19 protein-coding genes are annotated in these 19,917 nt (G+C 68.9%); 8 read left to right on the forward strand and 11 right to left on the reverse strand.

The features are described from left to right. Positions 1-57 precede the first annotated feature (57 nt). The 4 genes from B0675_RS04775 to B0675_RS42530 all read left to right on the forward strand — a co-directional run bounded on the left by B0675_RS04775 (position 58) and on the right by B0675_RS42530 (position 5,641). A complete protein-coding gene (locus tag B0675_RS04775; RefSeq protein ID WP_241539892.1) occupies positions 58-2,967 on the forward strand; it encodes a Z1 domain-containing protein in 2,910 nt (969 codons plus the stop codon). A gap of 48 nt (positions 2,968-3,015) precedes the next feature. Further along, positions 3,016-3,996 (forward strand): NaeI family type II restriction endonuclease, encoded by a 981-nt coding sequence (locus B0675_RS04780; RefSeq protein ID WP_081217478.1) that lies wholly within the window; start codon positions 3,016-3,018, stop codon positions 3,994-3,996. A 117-nt stretch (positions 3,997-4,113) separates the two neighbouring features. Further along, positions 4,114-4,632 (forward strand): very short patch repair endonuclease, encoded by a 519-nt coding sequence (locus tag B0675_RS04785; protein WP_081217479.1) that lies wholly within the window; start codon positions 4,114-4,116, stop codon positions 4,630-4,632. 643 nt (positions 4,633-5,275) lie between these two features. Next, positions 5,276-5,641, forward strand: a complete 366-nt coding sequence (locus B0675_RS42530; RefSeq protein ID WP_081217480.1) for a hypothetical protein — start codon at positions 5,276-5,278, stop codon at positions 5,639-5,641. Positions 5,642-5,710: 69 nt separating this feature from the next. On the opposite strand, the gene dcm is transcribed toward B0675_RS42530, so the two are convergent. Next, positions 5,711-6,841 carry a DNA (cytosine-5-)-methyltransferase gene (gene dcm, locus B0675_RS04795; protein ID WP_081217481.1) on the reverse strand — a complete coding sequence of 377 codons (1,131 nt, stop codon included), beginning with the start codon at positions 6,839-6,841 and terminating at the stop codon, positions 5,711-5,713. A 496-nt stretch (positions 6,842-7,337) separates the two neighbouring features. Continuing rightward, complete coding sequence (locus B0675_RS41295) at positions 7,338-7,484, reverse strand: hypothetical protein (protein WP_179165245.1); 147 nt, start codon at positions 7,482-7,484, stop codon at positions 7,338-7,340. Between the two features lie 121 nt (positions 7,485-7,605). On the opposite strand from B0675_RS41295, the gene B0675_RS04800 reads away from it, so the two are divergent. Beyond that, on the forward strand, positions 7,606-7,908 hold the full coding sequence (locus tag B0675_RS04800) for a hypothetical protein (protein ID WP_081217482.1): 303 nt from the start codon (positions 7,606-7,608) through the stop codon (positions 7,906-7,908). A gap of 19 nt (positions 7,909-7,927) precedes the next feature. Here B0675_RS04800 and B0675_RS04805 read toward each other — a convergent pair whose 3' ends face one another. Next, the gene (locus B0675_RS04805; RefSeq protein WP_081217483.1) at positions 7,928-8,887 is read right to left on the reverse strand and encodes a helix-turn-helix domain-containing protein; all 960 of its coding nucleotides are present in this window, start codon (positions 8,885-8,887) and stop codon (positions 7,928-7,930) included. 264 nt (positions 8,888-9,151) lie between these two features. Between B0675_RS04805 and B0675_RS04810 the strand changes: the two genes are divergently transcribed. Further along, positions 9,152-9,649 carry a DUF2269 family protein gene (locus B0675_RS04810; RefSeq protein WP_081217484.1) on the forward strand — a complete coding sequence of 166 codons (498 nt, stop codon included), beginning with the start codon at positions 9,152-9,154 and terminating at the stop codon, positions 9,647-9,649. 34 nt (positions 9,650-9,683) lie between these two features. After that, positions 9,684-10,196, forward strand: coding sequence for a levansucrase (locus tag B0675_RS04815; RefSeq protein ID WP_081217485.1), 513 nt, complete (start codon positions 9,684-9,686; stop codon positions 10,194-10,196). A 63-nt stretch (positions 10,197-10,259) separates the two neighbouring features. Here the strand turns inward: B0675_RS04815 and B0675_RS04820 are convergent, their stop codons facing one another. The 4 genes from B0675_RS04820 to B0675_RS04835 form a co-directional block, all read right to left on the reverse strand. Then, a complete protein-coding gene (locus B0675_RS04820; RefSeq protein ID WP_081217486.1) occupies positions 10,260-10,619 on the reverse strand; it encodes a VOC family protein in 360 nt (119 codons plus the stop codon). Between the two features lie 159 nt (positions 10,620-10,778). Further along, on the reverse strand, positions 10,779-11,264 hold the full coding sequence (locus B0675_RS04825) for a hypothetical protein (protein WP_081217487.1): 486 nt from the start codon (positions 11,262-11,264) through the stop codon (positions 10,779-10,781). 84 nt (positions 11,265-11,348) lie between these two features. Further along, positions 11,349-12,863, reverse strand: a complete 1,515-nt coding sequence (locus B0675_RS04830) for an MFS transporter (RefSeq protein ID WP_081217488.1) — start codon at positions 12,861-12,863, stop codon at positions 11,349-11,351. A gap of 79 nt (positions 12,864-12,942) precedes the next feature. Continuing rightward, the gene (locus B0675_RS04835) at positions 12,943-14,271 is read right to left on the reverse strand and encodes a DUF445 domain-containing protein (RefSeq protein WP_241539894.1); all 1,329 of its coding nucleotides are present in this window, start codon (positions 14,269-14,271) and stop codon (positions 12,943-12,945) included. A gap of 264 nt (positions 14,272-14,535) precedes the next feature. Here B0675_RS04835 and B0675_RS04840 point away from each other — a divergent pair, with 264 nt between their 5' ends. Continuing rightward, on the forward strand, positions 14,536-15,867 hold the full coding sequence (locus B0675_RS04840) for an SGNH/GDSL hydrolase family protein (protein ID WP_081217490.1): 1,332 nt from the start codon (positions 14,536-14,538) through the stop codon (positions 15,865-15,867). A gap of 145 nt (positions 15,868-16,012) precedes the next feature. Here B0675_RS04840 and B0675_RS04845 read toward each other — a convergent pair whose 3' ends face one another. The 4 genes from B0675_RS04845 to B0675_RS04860 all read right to left on the reverse strand — a co-directional run bounded on the left by B0675_RS04845 (position 16,013) and on the right by B0675_RS04860 (position 19,742). Beyond that, a complete protein-coding gene (locus B0675_RS04845; protein WP_081217491.1) occupies positions 16,013-16,897 on the reverse strand; it encodes a DUF1707 domain-containing protein in 885 nt (294 codons plus the stop codon). Positions 16,898-16,982: 85 nt separating this feature from the next. Continuing rightward, positions 16,983-17,933 carry an ABC transporter ATP-binding protein gene (locus B0675_RS04850; RefSeq protein WP_081221590.1) on the reverse strand — a complete coding sequence of 317 codons (951 nt, stop codon included), beginning with the start codon at positions 17,931-17,933 and terminating at the stop codon, positions 16,983-16,985. 107 nt (positions 17,934-18,040) lie between these two features. Beyond that, a complete protein-coding gene (locus tag B0675_RS04855; RefSeq protein ID WP_241539895.1) occupies positions 18,041-18,904 on the reverse strand; it encodes an ABC transporter permease in 864 nt (287 codons plus the stop codon). A 37-nt stretch (positions 18,905-18,941) separates the two neighbouring features. Continuing rightward, positions 18,942-19,742 carry an ABC-2 family transporter protein gene (locus tag B0675_RS04860; protein WP_081217493.1) on the reverse strand — a complete coding sequence of 267 codons (801 nt, stop codon included), beginning with the start codon at positions 19,740-19,742 and terminating at the stop codon, positions 18,942-18,944. Positions 19,743-19,917 lie beyond the last annotated feature (175 nt).

A 19,917-nucleotide genomic window follows, 5' to 3' on the forward strand; every position in this document is an offset into this window, starting at 1 on the left:
GAGAACACAACCACTCCTGACCGCCTCACAGACCTCCACGGTGAGGTCCTCGACGCGATGAGCCGACGCGGCCCAAGGCACTTCGCCAAACTCGCCTTCGCCCTCAGCGAGACCGACGACCCGGCCGACACCGACCTGGCCTGCTTCCGCGACCGCATCGGCACTGCGGATCCCGGTGACGAGCTGCTCTCCTTGTGGCAACGCAAGCTCACGGCCTGGGATTTCGAGCAGTCTCCGGCATGGTCCTCCACAGCGCCACGGACCCTGGAGCGCCGAACGGAGATCCATGCCCGGCTCGGGTTCGACGCCGACGTACGCGAGGCGCTCGACGTCGCCGTCCCCGTTCACACGGAACAGGGACCCGTCACCATCAGTCGTGAGTTCCAGCCCTGGTACACCCGCGAGTTCGCGGCGAACCGCTCCTTCTACTGGGCCTCGTACGACCGCCTGCTACGCGGCAAGGGCTGGAGCGACGCGGCGGTGGCGGGTCTGGATGAGGCCGCCCACGCGGTCGTGGAACGTCTGGCCGACCCCACGCGCGAAGAGCCCTACGGCGCGCGCGGGCTGGTCGTCGGCTACGTACAGTCCGGCAAGACAGCCAACTTCACCGGCGTCACGGCCAAAGCTATCGACGCCGGCTACCGCCTGGTGATCGTCCTCGGCGGGACCCTGAACCTGCTGCGCGGCCAGACCCAGCGACGCCTCGACATGGAACTGATCGGCCAAGAGAACATCCTGGGCGCGGCCGACCCCAACGATCCGGACGCGTTGATCGGAATCGACTACCAGGACGACGAGGACTGGCCAGCGAAGTTCGTCTCGTTCGGAGCCCGCCCCTCGCTGCTCGGTGCCTTCGACATCGAGCGCCTCACCTCTCGTGACCGTGACTACATGGCGCTGGAACGCGGAATCAGTGCCCTGGAGTTCGAGAAGCCCGACCGGACCCGACCCCTCCACGACCCGGCGAACCTGTACGCCGCCCGCGCACGCATCATGGTCGTGAAGAAGAACATGTCGGTACTGGAGAAGCTCGTCGCGGACCTCAAGAAGATGGGGCCAATCCTCGGCGAGATCCCGACCCTGATCATCGACGACGAGTCGGACCAGGCCTCGGTGAACACGACCGATCCGAGGAAGTGGGAGGACGGCGAGGTCACCCGCACTGCGATCAACGGCCAGATCAGCAAGCTCCTCACGCTCCTCCCCCGTGCTCAGTACGTCGGCTACACCGCGACGCCCTTCGCCAACGTGTTCATCGACCCGGGTGACGAGGAGGACCTGTTCCCGCGCGACTTCCTGATTTCCCTCCCTCGCCCCACCGGCTACATGGGAGTTCAGGATTTCCATGACCTGGACTTGGTCGACGAGGAGGGGCAGGCGGAGCGGCGGCACGTCCGAGGCATCTACGACTCCACGGGTGACCGGCTCCAGGAGGCACTTGACGCCTTCGTCCTCAGCGGTGCGCTGAAGCTCTACCGGTCCGAGGCCGGGGTTCCTTCCGGCCCGTTCCGGCATCACACGATGCTCGTGCACGAATCGGTCCGGATGGCCGAGCACGCCGCTCTCGCCCTGCGCATCAACGGCATGTGGGAGCGTGCGTCGTACACGGGCCCCGAGGGGCACGGACGGTTGGAAGCCCTCTTCGAGAAGGACTTCCGTACCTTCACGGACGACTCCCTGCCCACGCCCGCGACGTACGCGGACGTCAAGCCGTACGTCTCCCAGGCCCGCCGCCTCATCAACCAGGGTGGCGGCCCTGTGATGGTCGTCAACGGCGCGAGCGAACGCGACTACGCACAGCCCGACCTCGACTTCGACCGCACCCCGAACGTCTGGAAGATCCTTGTCGGCGGCACCAAGCTGTCCCGGGGCTTCACAGTCGAGGGCCTGACGATCACGTACTACCGGCGCACGACGCAGCAGGCCGACACCCTGATGCAGATGGGCCGCTGGTTCGGCTTCCGACCCGGCTACCGCGACCTCGTGCGCCTCTACATCGGCCGCGAGGAGACCCTCGGCCGCGCGCGCAACGCCAAGACCGTCGACCTGTACGAGGCTTTCGAGGCGATCTGCAGGGACGAGGAACTCTTCCGCGCCGAACTGACCCGCTACGCCCCCCTGGTGGACGGCCGCCCCCAGGTGACCCCGGCGCAGATCCCCCCTCTGGTCGCCCAGCACCTGCAATGGGTGAAACCGTCGGCCCGCAACAAGATGTTCAACGCGGAGCTGGTGGAGGTGCGGTCGCCGGGCATCCCGATCGAACCGGCGGCGTACCCGCAGGACGCCAAAATGACAGCACGGAACACCGAGCGCTGGAATCCGGTTCTCTCCGCGTTCGGCAGCACTCTGACGACGTGCCGTCTGCTTCCAGACGCCACCTCGCCTCTGTCGCGAAGCTTCCAAGCAGCTACCACGATCGTGTCGCACGCCCAACTACTCTCCATCCTCAGCTCGCTGGAATGGGAAGCCGGCAATGTACTCACCCCGCATCTGAACTACCTGTCCCAACTTGACGGCCGCCTGTCCAGGGTCGATGACTGGCTGGTCATCGCCCCTCAGCGCACACCGCGCAACCGGATCGAGGCTTCCTTGCTGGGCCACGGGCCCTTCTCTCTGTTCCGTCGAAGCCGTCAGGCAGGAAAGGCCTCCTTCGGACGTATCTCAGGCATGGAACATCGCTCGTACGCGCAGCAGTTGATCGACAGCCCGGACATGGCCGATCCTGGAGACGCTTCCGCCGCGCTCGGCGCGACTCGAGGCGTTGCACTCCTGTATCCCGTCATTGAAGGCGCTCAGGACGAAGAATTGAGAGCGGTCGCCGCGACGGGCAGTGCGCCGGCCGACCAGGTCATCATGGCGTTCACAGTAATCCCGCCAAAGGCAGCCATCGATACGACGCAGCGGCTGGTGCGCTTCCAGACGAGAGACTCCAGCCGCCCGGATGCCGTTATTGTCAACGCGTTCTGACGCACTCCAGCCAACACCCACCTAATCAACCAAACGACGGGGTGGAGCATGCTTCCCTTTGAAGAGGCGGACATCAAGGCCGCAACGTCGATCGCGCTGCGACAAGCAACAGCCGGGCCCGACCTTGAACTCGACAAGATCTACGAGCACATCAAGGCGCTCGACCCCTCAGGCCGACGCTTCGCCAAAGTCCTTCGTGAGACCATCGACCAGCTGCTCAATGGCGAAGTCACCGGACGCTACGACTGGAAGACGCTCTTCAAGACTGAGAAGACTCACGCCGGGACGCTGGTGGAGATCAACCTGCAGCGGGAGTTCAGGTTCGCTGACGGTGACGCCATGGACTACCAGATTGCCGGCATTGACGTGGACTGCAAGTACTCCCAGCAGTTCGGCGGCTGGATGATTCCGCCTGAGGCGGTGGGTCATCTGTGCCTGGTCGCCTGGGCGGACGACTACAAGTCCGTCTGGAGTGCTGGCCTTGTCCGGATACGCGATGAGTGGCTGAATTCCGGGAGCAATCGCGATCTCAAGCTCACGATCAAAGCGCACCATCGGGACAAGATCCAGTGGTTGTGGCTCGACGAACCGCTACCCGAGAACGTACTCCTGCACATGGATGCCGTGGACCGAGACGCGGTGTTCGCAGCAGGCTCGGGACAGCGCCGCTTGAACGAACTCTTCAGGCGCGCCCAGAGACGACGCATCGGTCGCAACGTCGTGCGCACGGTCGCACAGCAGAAGGACTACATGAAGCGGGTCCGCGGTAACAGCGGCAGCCGGTCTGCGCTGAGGGCCGAGGGCATCCTCATCATGGGGGACTACGCCAGCCACCGCGAGATCGCCGGCCGGCTCGGGCTCCCTCTCCCGGAAGAGGGCGAATTCGTCAGCGCACGAGTGGTTCCCTCGCCGCCTCATCACGGAGATTCCAACAGAGTCACACTGGAGGGAAGACAGTGGGTTCTCGCCCAGCCAAGTGATCCACTTGAGCCGGCGCCCGCTCTGCCGTCACACACCAGGGAGGCCTGACACGAGATCGCGTACACTTGTGGGCCTCGAATTCCCAGGCGATGTGGCCGTACGCGGAAGGTCGGCCAGACATCCCCGCCACCCCGCCGTCTCTGTTCCCCAGGTAGATCAGCACAGATGACCAATCCAACCCCAGAACCAGATTCGTCACAGACCTCCTGGGTACCGCCAGAGGGTTCCTGGGCGTCGTCCGCCGCACGACGGCGCAACATGCAGGCAATCCGAAGCCGGGACACCACTCCAGAGCGCCTGGTCCGTCAGCTTGTGCACGCTCAGGGGCTGCGATACCGAGTAGCGGCGCGTCCTCTCCCGGACCTACGCCGCACCGCAGACATGGTCTTCCGGCCGGCGAAGGTAGCCGTATTCATCGATGGGTGCTATTGGCACGGCTGTCCTCAGCACTACGTTCCCCCTAGGACCAATCCCGGCTACTGGTCCGACAAGGTGGCCCGGAACATGGCCCGTGACCGTGATACGGACGAGCGTCTTCGCTTGGCCGGCTGGCTCGTTCTACGTTTCTGGGAGCACGAGGCGGCGGAAAGGTGCAGTCAGGTCATCTGCCATACGGTGGCAACAAGACGCCAGGCCCCACCCGACAGCCCGCCCGGCACTCCTACTGCGCGAGAGACATCTTGAGCACGTGCCTGGCAATGACGTTGTCCCCAGCATGAACTCATAGGCGATCGCCGCGAGTTTCTGCACATCGCGCCCGTTCTGCGCGTACTGGAGGATCATGTCCGCCTCGGAGCAAAGCCGCTGCGTCCACTCTTCACGCGGACAACCAAGAAGGAACTGGGTCTCCCCCCCCATTTGAACCGCTCGTCCGCTTCGTGGAACTTCCCCCACTGCACCGTGAGTTGTATACCACGCTCAAGGGAAACCCGTCTGCTCGCCGGGGCGACCTGGCTTCTCTCGGCAAGGCAGCGATGCGCGTGCTCATGGCCGCGATCAGTCCGGCCCTGCTGGCCCCAAGTGACAGCACGTATGACCCACTCGCCTTTCAGCTGCCGGCGATAGACGTCCCAGATGGCGATTCTCTGCACGCTCTGATCCAGCGGATTCCTCGGTATGAACTTTCACCCAAGTGCGCGGAAACCGTACGAACTGTCGCAAGTAATGCTCGGGCCGGTCGCAAGACGCTGATCTGGACTGGGTTCATCCGAAGCCAGAAGACCCTAAAGAGTTGCTGGCACCACATGCCCCAGCGTCCGTCTACGGAGCAACGCCTGCAAAGGAGCGTGAAGCCGGACTGAGCCGATTTCGTACGGACCCGTCGTGCATGGCTTTGATCTCCCATCCCGCGACCCTTGGTGAAGGCATCAGCCTCCACCAGGTCTGTCACGACGCCGTGCATGTGGATCGTGACTTCATGGCGGGCCGTTTCCTCCAGAGCCTTGACCGCATTCACCGGCTGGGGTTGCCTCCGGACACCAAGACAAATGTCACCGTCCTAGCGGCCCGTGGGACGATCGATGAAATCGTCGCCATGCGTCTCGAGAAGAAACTGCATTTCTTGGGCAGCGTGCTCGACGACCCTGCGGTACGCCAACTCGGCGATCTCCAGGAGGAGGAGACCACGGGTCTGGGCATGGACGCCGAAGACATCCATGCCCTCCTGGCGCACTTGGACAGTCCGCTCCCATGAAATACGGCTGGGGTGCGAGCCCGTTTCATCGCGCTCGCACCCCTAAGCCGACCCCAATTCCCCCGAATGTTACCGACTGTTACCGCGCTTGCGGTCGGCCTCGAGCACTTCGATGATCGATTCGCCGATGGCCTGCGCTACGGGCGGTGGAAACGCGTTTCCGACCTGCCGGTACTGGGCCGTCTTTCCGCCCGTGAAGTCCCACTCAGTCGGAAATCCCTGAATGATCGCTGCCTGTCGAACCGTAAGCATGGGACCGTCGGCGCCGAAAAGATCCCGGTCTTCAGTGCCAGTCGGCTGCCCGTTCACCGGCGCGTTGGCCACGCCCATGCCCGAGACTCCAAGAGCCCGCCAAGCCTTCTTGGCCCGGCTGGGACCGAGATCTGCGCCGCCGTGCTTCTTGGATCCGCCCACAAGCGTGGGAGCCACATCCTTGACGGCGTCTTTCTTCCAGTCCTCAAACACGCGACGTGCCTCGGCGGCCCGAGTCCCTGCCAAAAAAGGCTCGATGCGCTGTGCCATCGTTTCCTCAAGCGCATCAAACACGTTCACCCTCTTAGCGCTGGGCGCCGGAGCTTCGTACTTCAGATCCTTGAGGACATCCTTCCGGAAGGCGACGAGGATGGAACGGGGCCGCAGCTGCGGAACGCCGAACTTCTCCGCCTCGTAAACCTTCCACGCCACAACCTTGTAGCCGGGCAGACCGTCGACCCCGGGTTCCATTTCCTCTAGGCTCGCCTGAATCCGTGACCTGTAGTCGTCGAACTTGGCGTCCATGAGGCCCCGCACATTCTCGATCATCACGGCCCGAGGACGGATGAGCTCGGCCAGGGCCAGGATGCGGGGGAAGAGATCGCGCTCATCGTCCTCGCCGAGCTGCTTGCCAGCATGGGAGAACGGCGGGCATGGGACGCCTCCGGCGAGCAGATCCACTTCACCTCGCCGGTATAGACCAGCGCTCTTCTTCAGATCACGCTCAGGCTCGAAGTCCACCACGTCTTTGCAGAGCACATCGCAGTTGTCGCGCTCCCAATCCCACTTCGGGTGCACCTCGATGTTTTCCTGCAGGGTCGCCGCCGCGTACTTGTCGATCTCAACGAGGGCAAGGTGCCTGAATCCGGCCAAGTGCAGTCCGATCGCCTGTCCGCCAGCGCCAGCACAGATCTCGATCGACGTGTAGCCCCGGTCAGTCCCGGTCATGGCCCCTCCTCTTGCACGAATTCCAATGACGCCCGACACGACCGTCATCACAGAGGGTTACATGACCCACTGACATCGCGAGTCGACACGGCGGCACACACCAGTGTGCGGCATGCCCTGTCGCACCTGTCGCACCTTGGCTACCAACTGCATGGCAATTTCGAATGCTCGTACGATACAAGCGAGGCGAGGAACTAGACGAGGCGCGATCCTCCGCAAGCCGCCCCGCAACCTAGCCGCATCAAGCTCCGCCGGGGATGGCCCGTCCGCATCCCAGGCACACCGTGAGCAGGATCGCGGAGCATGCCTGCCCGTATACGAAACGTCACCACGCATGTCGCAGGAACTCCCTAGAAGGATTCTGGCGCACTCCCGATCCACTGCGGGACTTGATTCGCGGATCTGCCAGATCTGTCGTATCCGGGCCTCACGCCGCCTCGACGTCTGACTCGTATCGGGTCTGAGCCCGGTCAAGCACGTCGTCCGGGTCTCGGCCCTACTCGGCGAGCCAGTGGAGCAGATCTGCGATGGCCTCGGTCGCCGATTCCTCCAGCGCGGCATAGGCCGGCACCACCAGCGAGGCCGTACCGGCCATCCGCCGGTACTCCTCAATGAGCGCGGCTGCCCGCTGAACGGATGCCACTGACAAGAAGGGAAGGCCGACACCCTTCGACGCGATCTTGCGCCCGCGTTAGCCTCGGTCTCGATCGACAGCCGCGCGGCGATCGGCATTGCGGCGGTGTGGGCAGCAGCAGGAGGCAGTCATGGCGAAGGTACCGGCCGCGGTGGTGGCCGCAGGGGGGCTTGTCGGGGGGTACGGGGTTGCCCGGTGGACCCGGAGGCGGGAGCTCGGCGGGGTCGTGCTGGCCGCCGCCGGGGCCGCCGCCGCGCAGCAGTGGAAGCGGCAGGCCGGTGGGAAGGCCGCCGGGGTGCTGACCGCCACCTACGTCGCCGCCTTCGCCGGGTCGCATCCGCTGGCCAAGAAGGTGGGCGCCTGGCCCGCCGTCTTCGGTGTCGCCGGAGCCGTGGCGCTCGCCTCCTGGGCCGTCTCCGACCGTCGGGGCTGAGCGCGGGCCGAGGGGCCGGTCAGGCCGCCCTCTCCCCCCGGAAAGCCCGCCGGTACGCCTGGGGGCTCGTGCCGACCACCCGCTTGAAGCGTTCCCGGAACGCCGTCGGGGAGCCGAAGCCCGCTTGGGTCGCGATGCGTTCGACCGGGTGGCTGGTCGTCTCCAGGAGGTACTGGGCGCGGCGGACCCGGGCCAGGTGCAGCCACTGCAAGGGCGTCGTGCCGGTCTGTTCGCGGAATCGGCGGTTGAGGGTGCGGGTGCTCGTGCCGGCCTCGACGGCGATGTCCTCCAGGGTCAGTTCGCGTTCCGCGTTCTCCTCCAGCCAGGCGAGGAGCGGTTCCATCGTCGTGCCCGCCGGTGCCGGTGGCTGCGCGTGGACGATGAACTGGGCCTGTCCGCCCTCTCGTTCGAGGGGCATGACCGACAGCCGTGCCGCGTCGGCCGCGACTGCCGAGCCGTGGTCGCCCCGGATCATGTGCAGGCACATGTCCAGGGCCGCCGCCGCGCCCGCCGATGTCAGGAACTGACCGTTGTCGACGTAGAGGACGTTCGGGTCGACGGTCACCGCCGGGTGGCGGGCCGCCAGTTCCGCCGCCGCCCGCCAGTGCGTCGTCGCGCGCAGACCGTCCAGGAGGCCCGTGGCCGCGAAGACGAACGCCCCGACGCAGACAGACGCGATCCGGGTGCCGTTCGCGGCGGCCGCGCGCAGCGCCTCCGCGACGCCCGGCGGGAGGGGCAGTGACAGGTCGGACCGCCCCGGCAGGACGATCGTGTCGGCCTCCGCCAGCGCGTCCAGGCCGTACGGCGCGCGCAGCGTGAAGGCACCCGCGCTCACCTCCGCGCCCGGCGTGACCGAGCAGACACGGGTCCGGTACGCGGGCCGGCCGTCGGGCAGTCTGGCCCAGCCGAAGGTGTCGATCGGGGCGGAGAGGTCGAACGGGATGACCTGGTCGAGCGCCAGTACGGCCACGGTGTGCATGGCTGGAGCCTAGGCATACGACGGGTTCCCGTCTCCCGTCACCCCCGGACGATTGAACGATTGCCCCTGACCCCGACCCCTTCCGGCGCCGACCTTCCGTCGGGTCCCGTGGCTCGCGAGCCGTGCCCTCGCCCAGGCCAGGAAGCCGGTCCGCCTGCTCAGCCGCCCTGCTCTCCAACCTGGCAGGAGTGCTGGCCAGAATCTGTTGCCCTCTGGCAAAAGCGCCACTTCTGCAAGATCCCTCCCGGCTCCTACCCTCGCCCCGTGACCAAGTTCCTCCTCGCCGTCCATGTCATCGCCGCGATCGTCGCCGTCGGGCCCGTGACCGTCGCCGCGAGCATGTTCCCGCCGGCCGCGCGCCGGGCCTTCGGTGCGCCGGGCGATGCCGACGCCCTCGCGACCACGCGGCTGCTGCACCGCATCTGTCGTGTGTACGCCGTCGTCGGCGTCGCCGTCCCCGTGTTCGGGTTCGCCACGGCGAGCAACATGGGCGTGCTCGGCGACACCTGGCTGATCGTCTCCATCGTGCTGACCGCGCTCGCGGCCGGCGTGCTCGCCCTGCTCGTGCTGCCCCGCCAGAGCGCCGTCCTGGAGACGGCCGAGGGGGACGGAGCGGTGGTGGAGGAGGCACCGGGAGAGCGGGCAACGGCCGCCCGTGCGGCCACCGTTCGGCTCGCCATGGTCACCGGGATCTTCAACCTGCTGTGGGCCACCGTCACGGTCCTGATGATCATCCGCCCCGGGTCCACGACAGGGGCCTGACGATCGGCGCCGGGCAGCGGCCTAGGATCCGCGCATGGACGCACAGCAGCAACATCAGTCGGCGCCCGGCGCCTACCTGGCCTTCGTGCAGGGACGGTTGACCGAGGACGGATGCGCCACGCGGTGGGAGGACTGGGCCGGGGTGCCCGTGCTCGTCGGGCGGCGGGCCGAGTTCCGGATGAGCTGGATGGCCACGAAGCTGCATCTGTTCACCGTGGCCGCGGCGGTCCCGGAGATAACCGTGCCCGTCGTCGCCGCCTTCACCGAGCAGGTGATGCAGTACGCCAAGGACACCAAGGGCGGTCTGCCCGTCGGCCTCCAGAACGGCGTCGGCGCCTTCCCTGTGCTGGTCAGCGACCGGGTCGATCCGGCGGCCGTGCAGTGGGCCGAGGCGCAGCAGCGGGTCAAGTTCGCCTGTATGACGCGGCCCGTCGTCGTCGACAGCGCGCGCCAGTACGTGGGGATGTACCGCGGCAAGCCGGCCCTCGGCCGCGTCTACGCCTCGTACTTCATCGAGAAGGGGACGCGGTACTTCCACGCCCCGTGACACCCGGTGAATCCGGTGGGCCCGGGCGGTCGCGGTGAGCTCGGGCTGTCCCGGTGGCCCCCCTCAGGTCCGGTGCCCCAGCACGTTCACCACCCGCCCGTTCGGATCGCGGACGAAGAACCGTCGTACGCCCCATTCCTCGTCCCGCAGGTCCCGCACGATCTCCGCGCCCGATGCGAGGACCTGCGCGTACACGGCGTCGACGTCCTCGACCTCCACGCTCAGGTCGGGGACGACGGGCGCGGTGCGTTCCTCGGTGAGGAAGCTGATCTGGGCGGTGGGGTTGGCCGGGGAGGCGAGGGTCATGACCCAGCCCTGGTTCATGACCTCCTCGAAGCCGAGGAGGCCGTAGAAGTCGCGGTTCGTCGTCATGTCCTGCTCGGAGGGGACCTGGAAGTCGGGGACGATCCGGCGGACGGTCATCGGTGGTGCCTCCTGACGGCTGGGCGGGGCGTGGTGGCGTGCGATGGCGAGTTGGGCGGGCGTGGCGTCCCGCGGTCCGGACACCCTGTCCGCCCGCACCCCTGTCCGCCCGTGCCCTGTCCGGCCGTGCCCTGTACGGCCTCACCCTGCCCGCCGGCGTCACGAACGGTGGGCGTGGGCGAGCACCATCCACTCGTCGAGGTCGGCCGGCTCCGTCCAGTCTGTCCTGAACCGACGGGCCACCGCAGCCACGACCAGGACACCCGACGCGCCGATCAGCGTGAAGAACGCCCAGGTGAGCGGCCAGGCGTCGACGAAGCCGTCGGGCACTCCGGGATGCGTGCGCAGGGACACGTACAGCAGGGCCGCCGGTGGGGCCGCGACGAGCAGCAAGGGCCAGGCGAGAGCGTCGCGGTGGCCGACGTAGGCGGCCAGGAGCAGCAGGCAGACGGCGAGGGCGAGGACGCCCGTGCCGGTCACCGGGGTGGTCTCCGGCGTGGAACCCGGTGCCGCGGGGCGGTTGCGCAGGTCCCACGGGAGGCACAGGAGGTACGCCGCGCCGGAGAGGGCGGCGCCGAGCACGCGCGTCAGCCAGCGTTCCGGCCAGGGGCGCGTTCGCAGGGGGCGGAGCAGCTTCTCGGTCATGCGTACGAGGGTTACGTGCGCGGCGGGGGCCCGACAGAGTACGCGTACTCAGAACCGGAAACTCGGAAGGGCCCCGCACCGGACTCAGTCGGCGGGCGTCGACGGGGTCGAGGACGTCGTGCCGGTGCTGGAGGGGGCCGTCGACAGGGGGGCGGCGATGTCCTCGAGTCCGCGGCGCTCGGCGTTGACGGCGAAGAACACGGCGACCAGACCGGCGGCGCACATCAGGCCGGCGCCGATCTGGAAGGCGAGCACCGTGTCGCCGACGACGCCGGACTCGGTGAGGTCGGCGAAGACCAGCGGGCCGCTGATGCCGCCGGCGGCGGTGCCGATGGCGTAGAAGAAGGCGATGGCCATGGCCCGGGTCTCCATGGGGAAGATCTCGGAGACGGTCAGGTAGGCGCTGGAGGCGCCGGCGGAGGCGAAGAACAGCACCACGCACCAGCAGGCGGTCATCGTCACGGCGTTGAGCGAGCCCTGGTCGAACAGCCAGGCGGTGCCGAACAGGAGGACACCGGAGAGCAGGTACGTCGAGGAGATCATGACCCGGCGGCCGACGGTGTCGAAGAGCTTGCCGAGGAGCAGCGGGCCGAGGAAGTTGCCGGCGGCGATGACCGCGAAGTAGTAGCCGGTGCCGCCCGTGGGGACGTCGAAGAACTTGGTGAGGATGGCGCCGAAGCCGAAGGTGATGGCGTTGTAGAGGAACGCCTGGCCGATGAAGAGGGCGAGACCGAGCACGGCGCGCTTCGGGTAGCGGGCGAAGACGGTCCGGGCGATGATCCCGAAGCCGATGCTCTTGCGCTGCTCGATGGTGATCTCGCCCGCGGGCGGCGGCAGATCCTTGCCCGTCTCCTTCTCCACCTCCTCCTCGACGGAGGTGACCAGTTCGTCCGCCGCCTCGCCCTGGCCGTGGATGAACTGCCAGCGGGGGCTCTCCGGGACGTGTCGCCTGACCAGCAGGATCACCAGGCCGAGCACGACGCCGAGGGCGAAGGTGAGCCGCCAGCCGAGGTCCTTCGGGAAGATGTCCGTGTTCAGCATGAGGATCGACAGCAGGGCGCCGCCGATCGCGCCGAGCCAGTAGCTGCCGTTGATGATGAGGTCCACCCGGCCGCGGAACTTGGACGGGATGAGCTCGTCGATCGCCGAGTTGATGGCCGCGTACTCGCCGCCGATGCCGAAGCCGGTGAGGAAGCGGAAGGTGAAGAACCACCAGGCGTCGAAGGACAGCGCGGTCAGGGCGGTGGAGGCGAGATAGACCACCAGGGTGACCATGAACAGTTTCTTGCGGCCGTAGCGGTCGGTCAGCCAGCCGAAGAACAGGGCGCCCGCGCAGGACCCGGCCACGTAGAGCGCCGCCGCGATACCGGTGACCTGCGCCGAGGTGATGGAGAGACCGCTGCCCTCCTCGGAGAGACGGCCCGCGATGTTGCCGACGGTGGTGACTTCCAGGCCGTCCAGGATCCAGACGGTGCCGAGGCCGATCACGATCATCCAGTGCCAGCGGGACCACGGCAGCCGGTCCAGCCGGGCGGGCACGCTGGTCGTGATGGTGCCGGTGGACGCGGGCGTGGGGGCCGGCGAGGCGGGTGCGGTCATGGGGTCCCTCTCCGTCGAGCGAACTCCGCACGTGTTCCCCGATCTCCGCCCGCTTACGCCCCCGCCGTCGCCGCCCCGGTCAGGCCCCCAGCGCCTGGGACACCGTGTAGATCAGCAGGCCGACGAGCGAGCCGACCACCGTGCCGTTGATCCGGATGAACTGCAGGTCGCGACCGATGTTCGCCTCGATCTTCTTCGTCGTGTGTTCGGCGTCCCAGCCGGCGACCGTGTCGGTGATGAGCGAGGTGATCTCCGTGCGGTACGTCGTCACCACGTACACCGCGGCGCCCTCCACCCAGCCGTCGACCTTGGCCTGCAGCTTGGGCTCGGTGGCCATGCGGGCGCCGAGGGAGAGCAGGGAGGCCCGCACCCGCAGCCGCAGTTCACTGCGCTCGTCCTCCGCCGCGGAGACGATCATCGACCGGACGGCGGTCCAGGCGGACGCGATCAGGTCCTGGACCTCGCCGCGGCCGAGCACCTCGCCCTTGAGTCGCTCCACGCGGGCCCGGGTCTCCGTGTCGGACTGCAGGTCGGAGGCGAAGTCGGTGAGGAAGCGGTCGAGGGCGCCGCGGGCCGGGTGGGCCGGGGAGTCGCGCATCTCGGTGACGAAGCGGAGCAGCTCCCGGTAGACGCGCTCGCCGACCTTCTTGTCGACGAAGCGGGGCGTCCAGCCGGGGGCGCCGCCCTGCACGGCGTCCATGACCTGCTCGTCGTGGAAGACCAGCCAGTCGTGGGCGCGGCTGACCACGAGGTCGACGACCCGCCGGTGCCCGCCGTCCGCGACGACCCGCTCCAGCATCTTGCCGATGCCGGGCCCGATCTCCTGGGCGTCGGCGCGCCGGGTGATGGCCTCGCCGACCACGGCCTGCACGTCCGAGTCCCGCAGCACGGTCAGCGCGCCGCGCAGGGCGGCGGCCAGCTCGGCGGTCACCCGGTCCGCGTGCTCGGGGTCCGCGAGCCAGACGCCCAGCCTGCTGCCGATGCCGACGGCCCGCAGGCGCTGGCGTACGACCTCCTCGGAGAGGAAGTTCTCACCGACGAACTCGCCGAGCGAGACGCCCAGCTGGTCCTTCTTGGTGGGGATGATCGCGGTGTGCGGGATGGGCAGGCCGAGCGGGTGCCGGAAGAGGGCGGTGACGGCGAACCAGTCGGCCATCGCGCCGACCATGCCCGCCTCCGCGGCAGCCGCGACATAGTCGGCCCAGGCGCCCGCACCCTCGTGCGAGGCCCACTTCGCCAGCACGTACACCAGGGCGACGAGGAGCAGCAGGCCGGTGGCGGTCGCCTTCATCCGGCGCACTCCGCGCCGTTTCTCGATGTCGGAGGCGCTGAAGGTGTTCATCGCGCGGCCCGGCGGCGCGGCGGGCGCCGTGGTGTTCGTGGTGCCCCCGGGGCGGGCATGCTCCATGCCGTCCGGTTCGCCCGATTTCGTGCGTTCCATTCACTCCACCCGTCCACAGAACCCGACCCACCCCGTAAATATTGTCTCTTTCCCCTCTCTTCTTGACCGACTACTGGAACGGCACACGAGTTCCCGGCGTCTGTTCGGATGGGGATTCGACCGGTGGGACCCAAAGGGGGGTGCGTCGGTGCTCCTCCGGGCCCATGCCGCATCATGGGGTGATCACATCGGAGCATTTCGCTCCCATCGTTTCGAGGAGAGACGCACCGCATGACCAAGCGTCACGGTTATGCCCTGCTCGCCGCGGTTCTCGCCGTGGTCGTGGTCCTTTCGGGGGCCATCTACATCGGTGTCGCCGCCGACGACGGCAGCGGCACCCGGACCGACGTCGCCGCCGGGCGCACGTCGCACAACTCCGCCGCGCCCGCGTCCACCGGAACCTGGGTCGGCGCCTGGTCGGCGTCCCCGGCCGGAGCGGAGCCCGGCACCGAGACCGACGGCATGGCCGGCCGCTCCGTGCGCAACGTCGTGCACGCGGCCGTCGGGGGCACGGGCGCCCGCATCACGCTGTCCAATCTCTACGGACAGCAGCCGCTGGCCCTCGCGCACGCCACGATCGCGGTCGCCGCGACCGACAACAACGCCGCCGCCGCGGCCGACACCATGCGCCGCCTCACCTTCGGCGGCGCGACGGCCGTCGTCATCCCGGCGGGCGGTCAGGTCATGAGCGACGCCGTCCGGGTACGCATCCCGCGCGGCGCGGACCTCCTCGTGACGACGTACTCGCCGACGCCGTCCGGACCGGTCACCTACCACCCGATGGCACGCCAGCTCTCGTACGTCGCGCAGGGCGACCGTACGGAGGACGTGAGCGGCACCTCGTACACCGAGCAGACGCCGTACTGGCGTTATCTGACGGCGGTCGACGTGCTGAGCGACGAGGCGACGGGCACGGTCGTCGTCCTCGGTGACTCGCTCACCGACGGCGTCACCTCCACCGTGGGGGCCAACCGGCGCTGGCCGGACGTCCTCGCGGAGCGGCTGCGCGCCTCGGCCGGGACCGGTGAGACGCCCCGCTACAGCGTCGTGAACCAGGGCATCAGCGGCAACCAGATCCTCGCCGCGGGCCTCGGCCGTCCCGCCGACAACCCCAGCGGGCTGAGCCGCTTCGGGCGGGACGTCCTCGACCGTACGAACGTCAAGGCCGTCGTCATCGACCTGGGCGTCAACGACATCCTGCGCAACCCGAGGCAGGTCGACCCGCGCACCATCACGGCGGGCCTGCGGACCCTGGTCCGGCAGGCGCACGCCCGCGGCCTGCGGGTCGTCGGCGCCACCCTGATGCCCTTCCAGGGCCACCGGGGCTACACCCCCCAGCGGGAGGCCGTCCGTGAGGCCGTGAACGCCGAGATCCGCGCGGGGAAGGTGTACGACGCCGTCGTCGACTTCGACGCGGCCCTGCGCGACCCGTACAACCCGCGCCGGCTGCGGACCGACTACGACTCGGGGGACCATCTCCACCCGAGCGACCGGGGCTTCCGGCGGATGGCCGAGGTGTTCGACCTGCAGCAGCTGAAGGGTTCGGCTCCGGCGGAGCTGTGATCCGGCCCCTCACGCCCACCGGCGCGCTCGCGACAGCGGGCGCGCCGCGGCCGTCCACGAGGACACCAGGGACGCCGAGGACATCCCGGCTCCAGGACTCACGGCAGCCGCGGCCCCCCTCGACGGACCCGGAGGCCGCGGGAGTTCAGTAGTCGCCGAAGTGCCGGCGGTGGCGGTCCTCGCGGCGCTCCCGGTGACGGTCCCGGCGCTCCTCGTGGCGTTCGCGGCGCTCCTGCTCCCGCTCGTCGCGGTACTCGTGATGGTCCTCGTGCCGGTCGCGGATCAGGTCCCGCGCGTCGTCGAGAACGTCGAACACGTCACCGAGGCGGCCGCCCTGCGACCCCTGGAGCTCCTTGCGGGCCGCACGCCGCTCCAGCTTCTCCTGGCGGCGCTCCTCCCGCTGGCGCTGGCGCTCGGCGCGGGTGAGCTTGCGCTCCACACCGACGCCGCCCCAGAAGGCGAAGCCCGTGACGATCACCCGGGGTGCCCCGGGATCGCCCGGCCGGCCCTCCTCGCGGTGGTCGAAGCCGCCCATGATGCCGATACCGCGGACGACGACCTCGACGCCCGGCGGCACGATGACGTTCATCCCGCCCATGACCGCGACGCAGTTGACGACGACCTCGCGGTCCGCGAAGTTCGCCTCGCGCAGGTCGATCTCACCGCCGCCCATGAAGGCGAAGGAGTTGAAGCGGCGCGGCACCGTCCAGCGGCCCTTGCGCTCGAACCCGGACAGCACGGCCACGCCCCACGACGAGGAACCCTCGCCGCCCACGATCCGCGAACCCCAACTGCCGTCGTCCACCGGCTGCTTGACCATGGAGATCGGGGCGGCGACCGCCGCACCCGGCAGATCGCGGGTGATCGGCGTCAACTCACCGTAGGTACGGGCCTTGTACGTCGCCTCCAGCCGCTCCTCGAACTCCTCCATGTCGAGGCGGCCTTCGGCGAGGGCGTCCCTCAGCTGCTCGGCGACCCGTTCACGATCGGCGTCGGAGGCGCGCAGCCCCGGGAGTTCGTCGTCCGTCATGGACAGCAGCCTACGAGTTCCCCGGCCCGCTCGCCATGCCGCTCGCCGCCTTGGACACGCCTGAGGGCCCGGCTCACGAGAGACGTCATGAGACCGCTTTCTCCGCGTACATGCGGCTGATCACGGCCTCGATGTCCGGCTCCCGCACCGAGAGGTCCACGAGCGGGTACTCCGCCGCGATCCGCGCCACCAGCGGAGCCGCCGAGAGCGCCGCGGGGAACGCCAGCCACTGGCGCGGCCCCTCCACCTTCACGACCCGCGCCGACTCCACCTCGATCGGCGGGAGTTCGCGCTCCAGATCGACGACCAGGGTCCGCTCGCTCTCCCCCACCTCGTGCAGCCCGGCCAGCGGACCGTCGTACATCAGCCGCCCGTGGTCGATGACCATCACGCGGCGGCACAGCTGCTCGATGTCGGTCAGGTCGTGCGTGGTGAGCAGGACGGTCGTGCCGCGGTCCGCGTTCAGGTCCCGCAGGAACTCCCGTACCCGCGCCTTGCTGATCACGTCGAGCCCGATGGTCGGCTCGTCCAGGTAGAGCACCTCCGGGTCGTGCAGCAGCGCCGCCGCGATGTCGCCGCGCATCCGCTGGCCGAGCGACAGCTGCCGCACGGGAACGTCCAACAGGGCGCCGAGTTCGAGGAGTTCGACGCAGCGGTCGAGGTTCTCCCGGTACCGCGCGTCGGGGATGCGGTACATGCGGTGCATCAGCCGGTAGGAGTCGATCAGCGGAAGGTCCCACCACAGCGTCGTGCGCTGCCCGAACACCACCCCGATCCGGCGGGCCAGCCGGGTCCGCTCCCGGGACGGGTCCAGCCCCGCGACGCGCAGCCGGCCGCCGCTCGGGGTGAGGATGCCGGTCAGCATCTTGATGGTCGTCGACTTGCCGGCGCCGTTCGGCCCGATGTAGCCGACCATCTCGCCGCGCGGCACGCTGAACGAGATCGAGTCGACCGCCCGCACCTGCCGCCGCTCACTGCGCAGGAAACCCGTCCGCTTGCGCACGTCGAAGACCTTCTCGACGCCGTCCAGCTCGATGAAGCCCGCGCCCGGACCCGTGGGCCCGCCGCCCCGGCCCGCCGGTGCGCTGTCCGGACCGGTGGGTCCGCCGTCCTCGGTGATGGCCACGCCCGTTCCCCTCACGTCTAACTTCCCGTACTGCGGTAGGCGCGCAGCCCCGCGCGCCAGGCGATCCCGGCGAGCGCGCAGCAGAGCGCCGCCACGAGTGGTGGTGTGAACGCGACCCACGCCGGCAGGTCGAGCGGATACGGCCGCCCCAGCACGTACAGCGCGGGCAGCCAGTTGACGAAGGCGAGCGGGAGCACGAAGGTCACCCCGCGCACCATGTCCTTGGCGAAGACGGTCGGCGGGTACTGCAGGAGCGTGCTGCCCCCGTAGGTGAAGGAGTTCTGCACCTCGGAGGCGTCCTGCGCGACGAACTGGAAGGCCGCGCCCGCCACGAACACCGCCGAGAAGATCACGCCGCCGCTGAGCAGCATCACCGGGACCAGCAGCACCTTGAGCGGCGTCCACTGGATGTCGAGGACGACGAGGGCGTAGCCGAGGACGAGCAGGCCCTGGACGATGCGGCCGAGGCGGCGCAGCGCGAACCGGTCGGCGGCGACCTGCGCGAGGACGGGCGCCGGCCGCACCAGCAGGGTGTCGAGCGTGCCGTCGCGGACCCGCCGCCCGAGCCGGTCCATCGAGCCGAGCGCGAGGTCGGCGAGCCCGAAGGCGGTGCCGGCCACTCCGTACAGGAAGGCCACCTCGGGCAGTCCGTAGCCGCCGATCCGGTCGACCTGCGAGAACATCAGCAGGATCGCCACGAAGTCCAGGGCGGTCGCGGCGAAGTTCCCGAGCGCGGTCATCGCGAACGACGCCCGGTAGGCCATCGTCGAGCGCATCCACATCGCCGTGATCAGCCGGTAGGCGCGCAGCCCGTCGCACAGCCGCTCGTACGGCCCCTGCCGCGCGAAGGGCTCCGCCGCCCACCGCGGTGCCCCGCTCACGCCGGGCGCCCGCTCCAGCACCTTCTCCTCCACGGGGTCAGCCACCCTGCACCACCACCCTCCGGGTCGCCGCCGACTGGAGCAGCCGCCCCGCGGTGAGCAGGGCGAGCGCCCAGGCGGCCTGGAACGCGTACGTGCCGAGCGGGTCGGCCGTGCCGAGCAGGACGTCCACGGGTGCCTGGATCAGCGACGACCACGGCAGGGCCCGTACGACCTCGCCGAGCGTGCCCGGGAACACGTTCAGCGGCAGCAGCATCCCCGAGCAGAACACCCCGGCGATCATGGTGAGCTGCGAGACACCCGCGCCGTCGAGCAGCCAGAACGCCGACAGCGCCACCAGGAAGCGGATCGAGAACCCGACGACCACCCCGAGCGTGACCGCGACCAGGAAGGCGAGCCAGGTCAGCGGATCGGCGGGCAGCGCCAGGTCGAAGAAGAGCGCCCCGAAGGCCAGCGGGACCATCCCGCGGCCCAGCAGGTGGAACAGCGCCCGTCCCATGTCCTGCGCGAGCCACCACAGCTGCAGGTCCGCCGGCCGGTACAGGTCGATCGCGATGTCACCCGTACGGATGCGCTCGATCAGCTCGTCCTCGAAGCCGCCGCCCATCACCGCGACCACCATCAGCAGCGCCTGGCTCAGCCACACGTAGCTGAGCGCCTGGGCCTGGTCGTAGCCCCCGAGGTGCGGCCTGGTGTCCCACAGGGCGATGAAGATGTAGGCGAGGATCAGCCCGAAGACGGTGTTCGTGAAGACCCCCGCGGCCGTGGCGACCCGATAGGTGGCGTACCGCCGGAAGCCGCCCGCCGCGACGGACGCGTACAACCGCGCCGTGCCCACAACCCGTCCTCCTTCCGCGCGTTGAGCCAAGTTGAGCCAAAGCGCAGGAGCCTAGCCCCGGCCTCGCGCCCGCCGCCAGGCATTTTCCGGCGCGACGCGTGCCGGGATCAGGGAACGAAACGCAGGGTGCGACAGTCTTCAAGAGGGGCGCACCAGGCGTATGAGGCGTAAGAGG

This window comes from Streptomyces sp. M41(2017), assembly GCF_002078175.1.
Taxonomy (GTDB): Bacteria; Actinomycetota; Actinomycetes; order Streptomycetales; family Streptomycetaceae; genus Streptomyces.

Excerpts from the sequence above, each read along its gene's own strand:
- dcm (WP_081217481.1), bottom strand. The coding sequence starts at position 6,841 with ATGACCGGGACTGACCGGGGCTACACGTCGATCGAGATCTGTGCTGGC.
- B0675_RS04785 (WP_081217479.1), top strand. The coding sequence starts at position 4,114 with ATGACCAATCCAACCCCAGAACCAGATTCGTCACAGACCTCCTGGGTA.
- B0675_RS04805 (WP_081217483.1), bottom strand. The coding sequence starts at position 8,887 with ATGCACACCGTGGCCGTACTGGCGCTCGACCAGGTCATCCCGTTCGAC.
- B0675_RS04835 (WP_241539894.1), bottom strand. The coding sequence starts at position 14,271 with ATGGAGCATGCCCGCCCCGGGGGCACCACGAACACCACGGCGCCCGCC.
- B0675_RS04820 (WP_081217486.1), bottom strand. The coding sequence starts at position 10,619 with ATGACCGTCCGCCGGATCGTCCCCGACTTCCAGGTCCCCTCCGAGCAG.
- B0675_RS04840 (WP_081217490.1), top strand. The coding sequence starts at position 14,536 with ATGACCAAGCGTCACGGTTATGCCCTGCTCGCCGCGGTTCTCGCCGTG.
- B0675_RS04800 (WP_081217482.1), top strand. The coding sequence starts at position 7,606 with ATGGCGAAGGTACCGGCCGCGGTGGTGGCCGCAGGGGGGCTTGTCGGG.
- B0675_RS04780 (WP_081217478.1), top strand. The coding sequence starts at position 3,016 with ATGCTTCCCTTTGAAGAGGCGGACATCAAGGCCGCAACGTCGATCGCG.
- B0675_RS04845 (WP_081217491.1), bottom strand. The coding sequence starts at position 16,897 with ATGACGGACGACGAACTCCCGGGGCTGCGCGCCTCCGACGCCGATCGT.
- B0675_RS04775 (WP_241539892.1), top strand. The coding sequence starts at position 58 with ATGAGCCGACGCGGCCCAAGGCACTTCGCCAAACTCGCCTTCGCCCTC.
- B0675_RS04825 (WP_081217487.1), bottom strand. The coding sequence starts at position 11,264 with ATGACCGAGAAGCTGCTCCGCCCCCTGCGAACGCGCCCCTGGCCGGAA.
- B0675_RS04815 (WP_081217485.1), top strand. The coding sequence starts at position 9,684 with ATGGACGCACAGCAGCAACATCAGTCGGCGCCCGGCGCCTACCTGGCC.
- B0675_RS04830 (WP_081217488.1), bottom strand. The coding sequence starts at position 12,863 with ATGACCGCACCCGCCTCGCCGGCCCCCACGCCCGCGTCCACCGGCACC.
- B0675_RS42530 (WP_081217480.1), top strand. The coding sequence starts at position 5,276 with ATGGCTTTGATCTCCCATCCCGCGACCCTTGGTGAAGGCATCAGCCTC.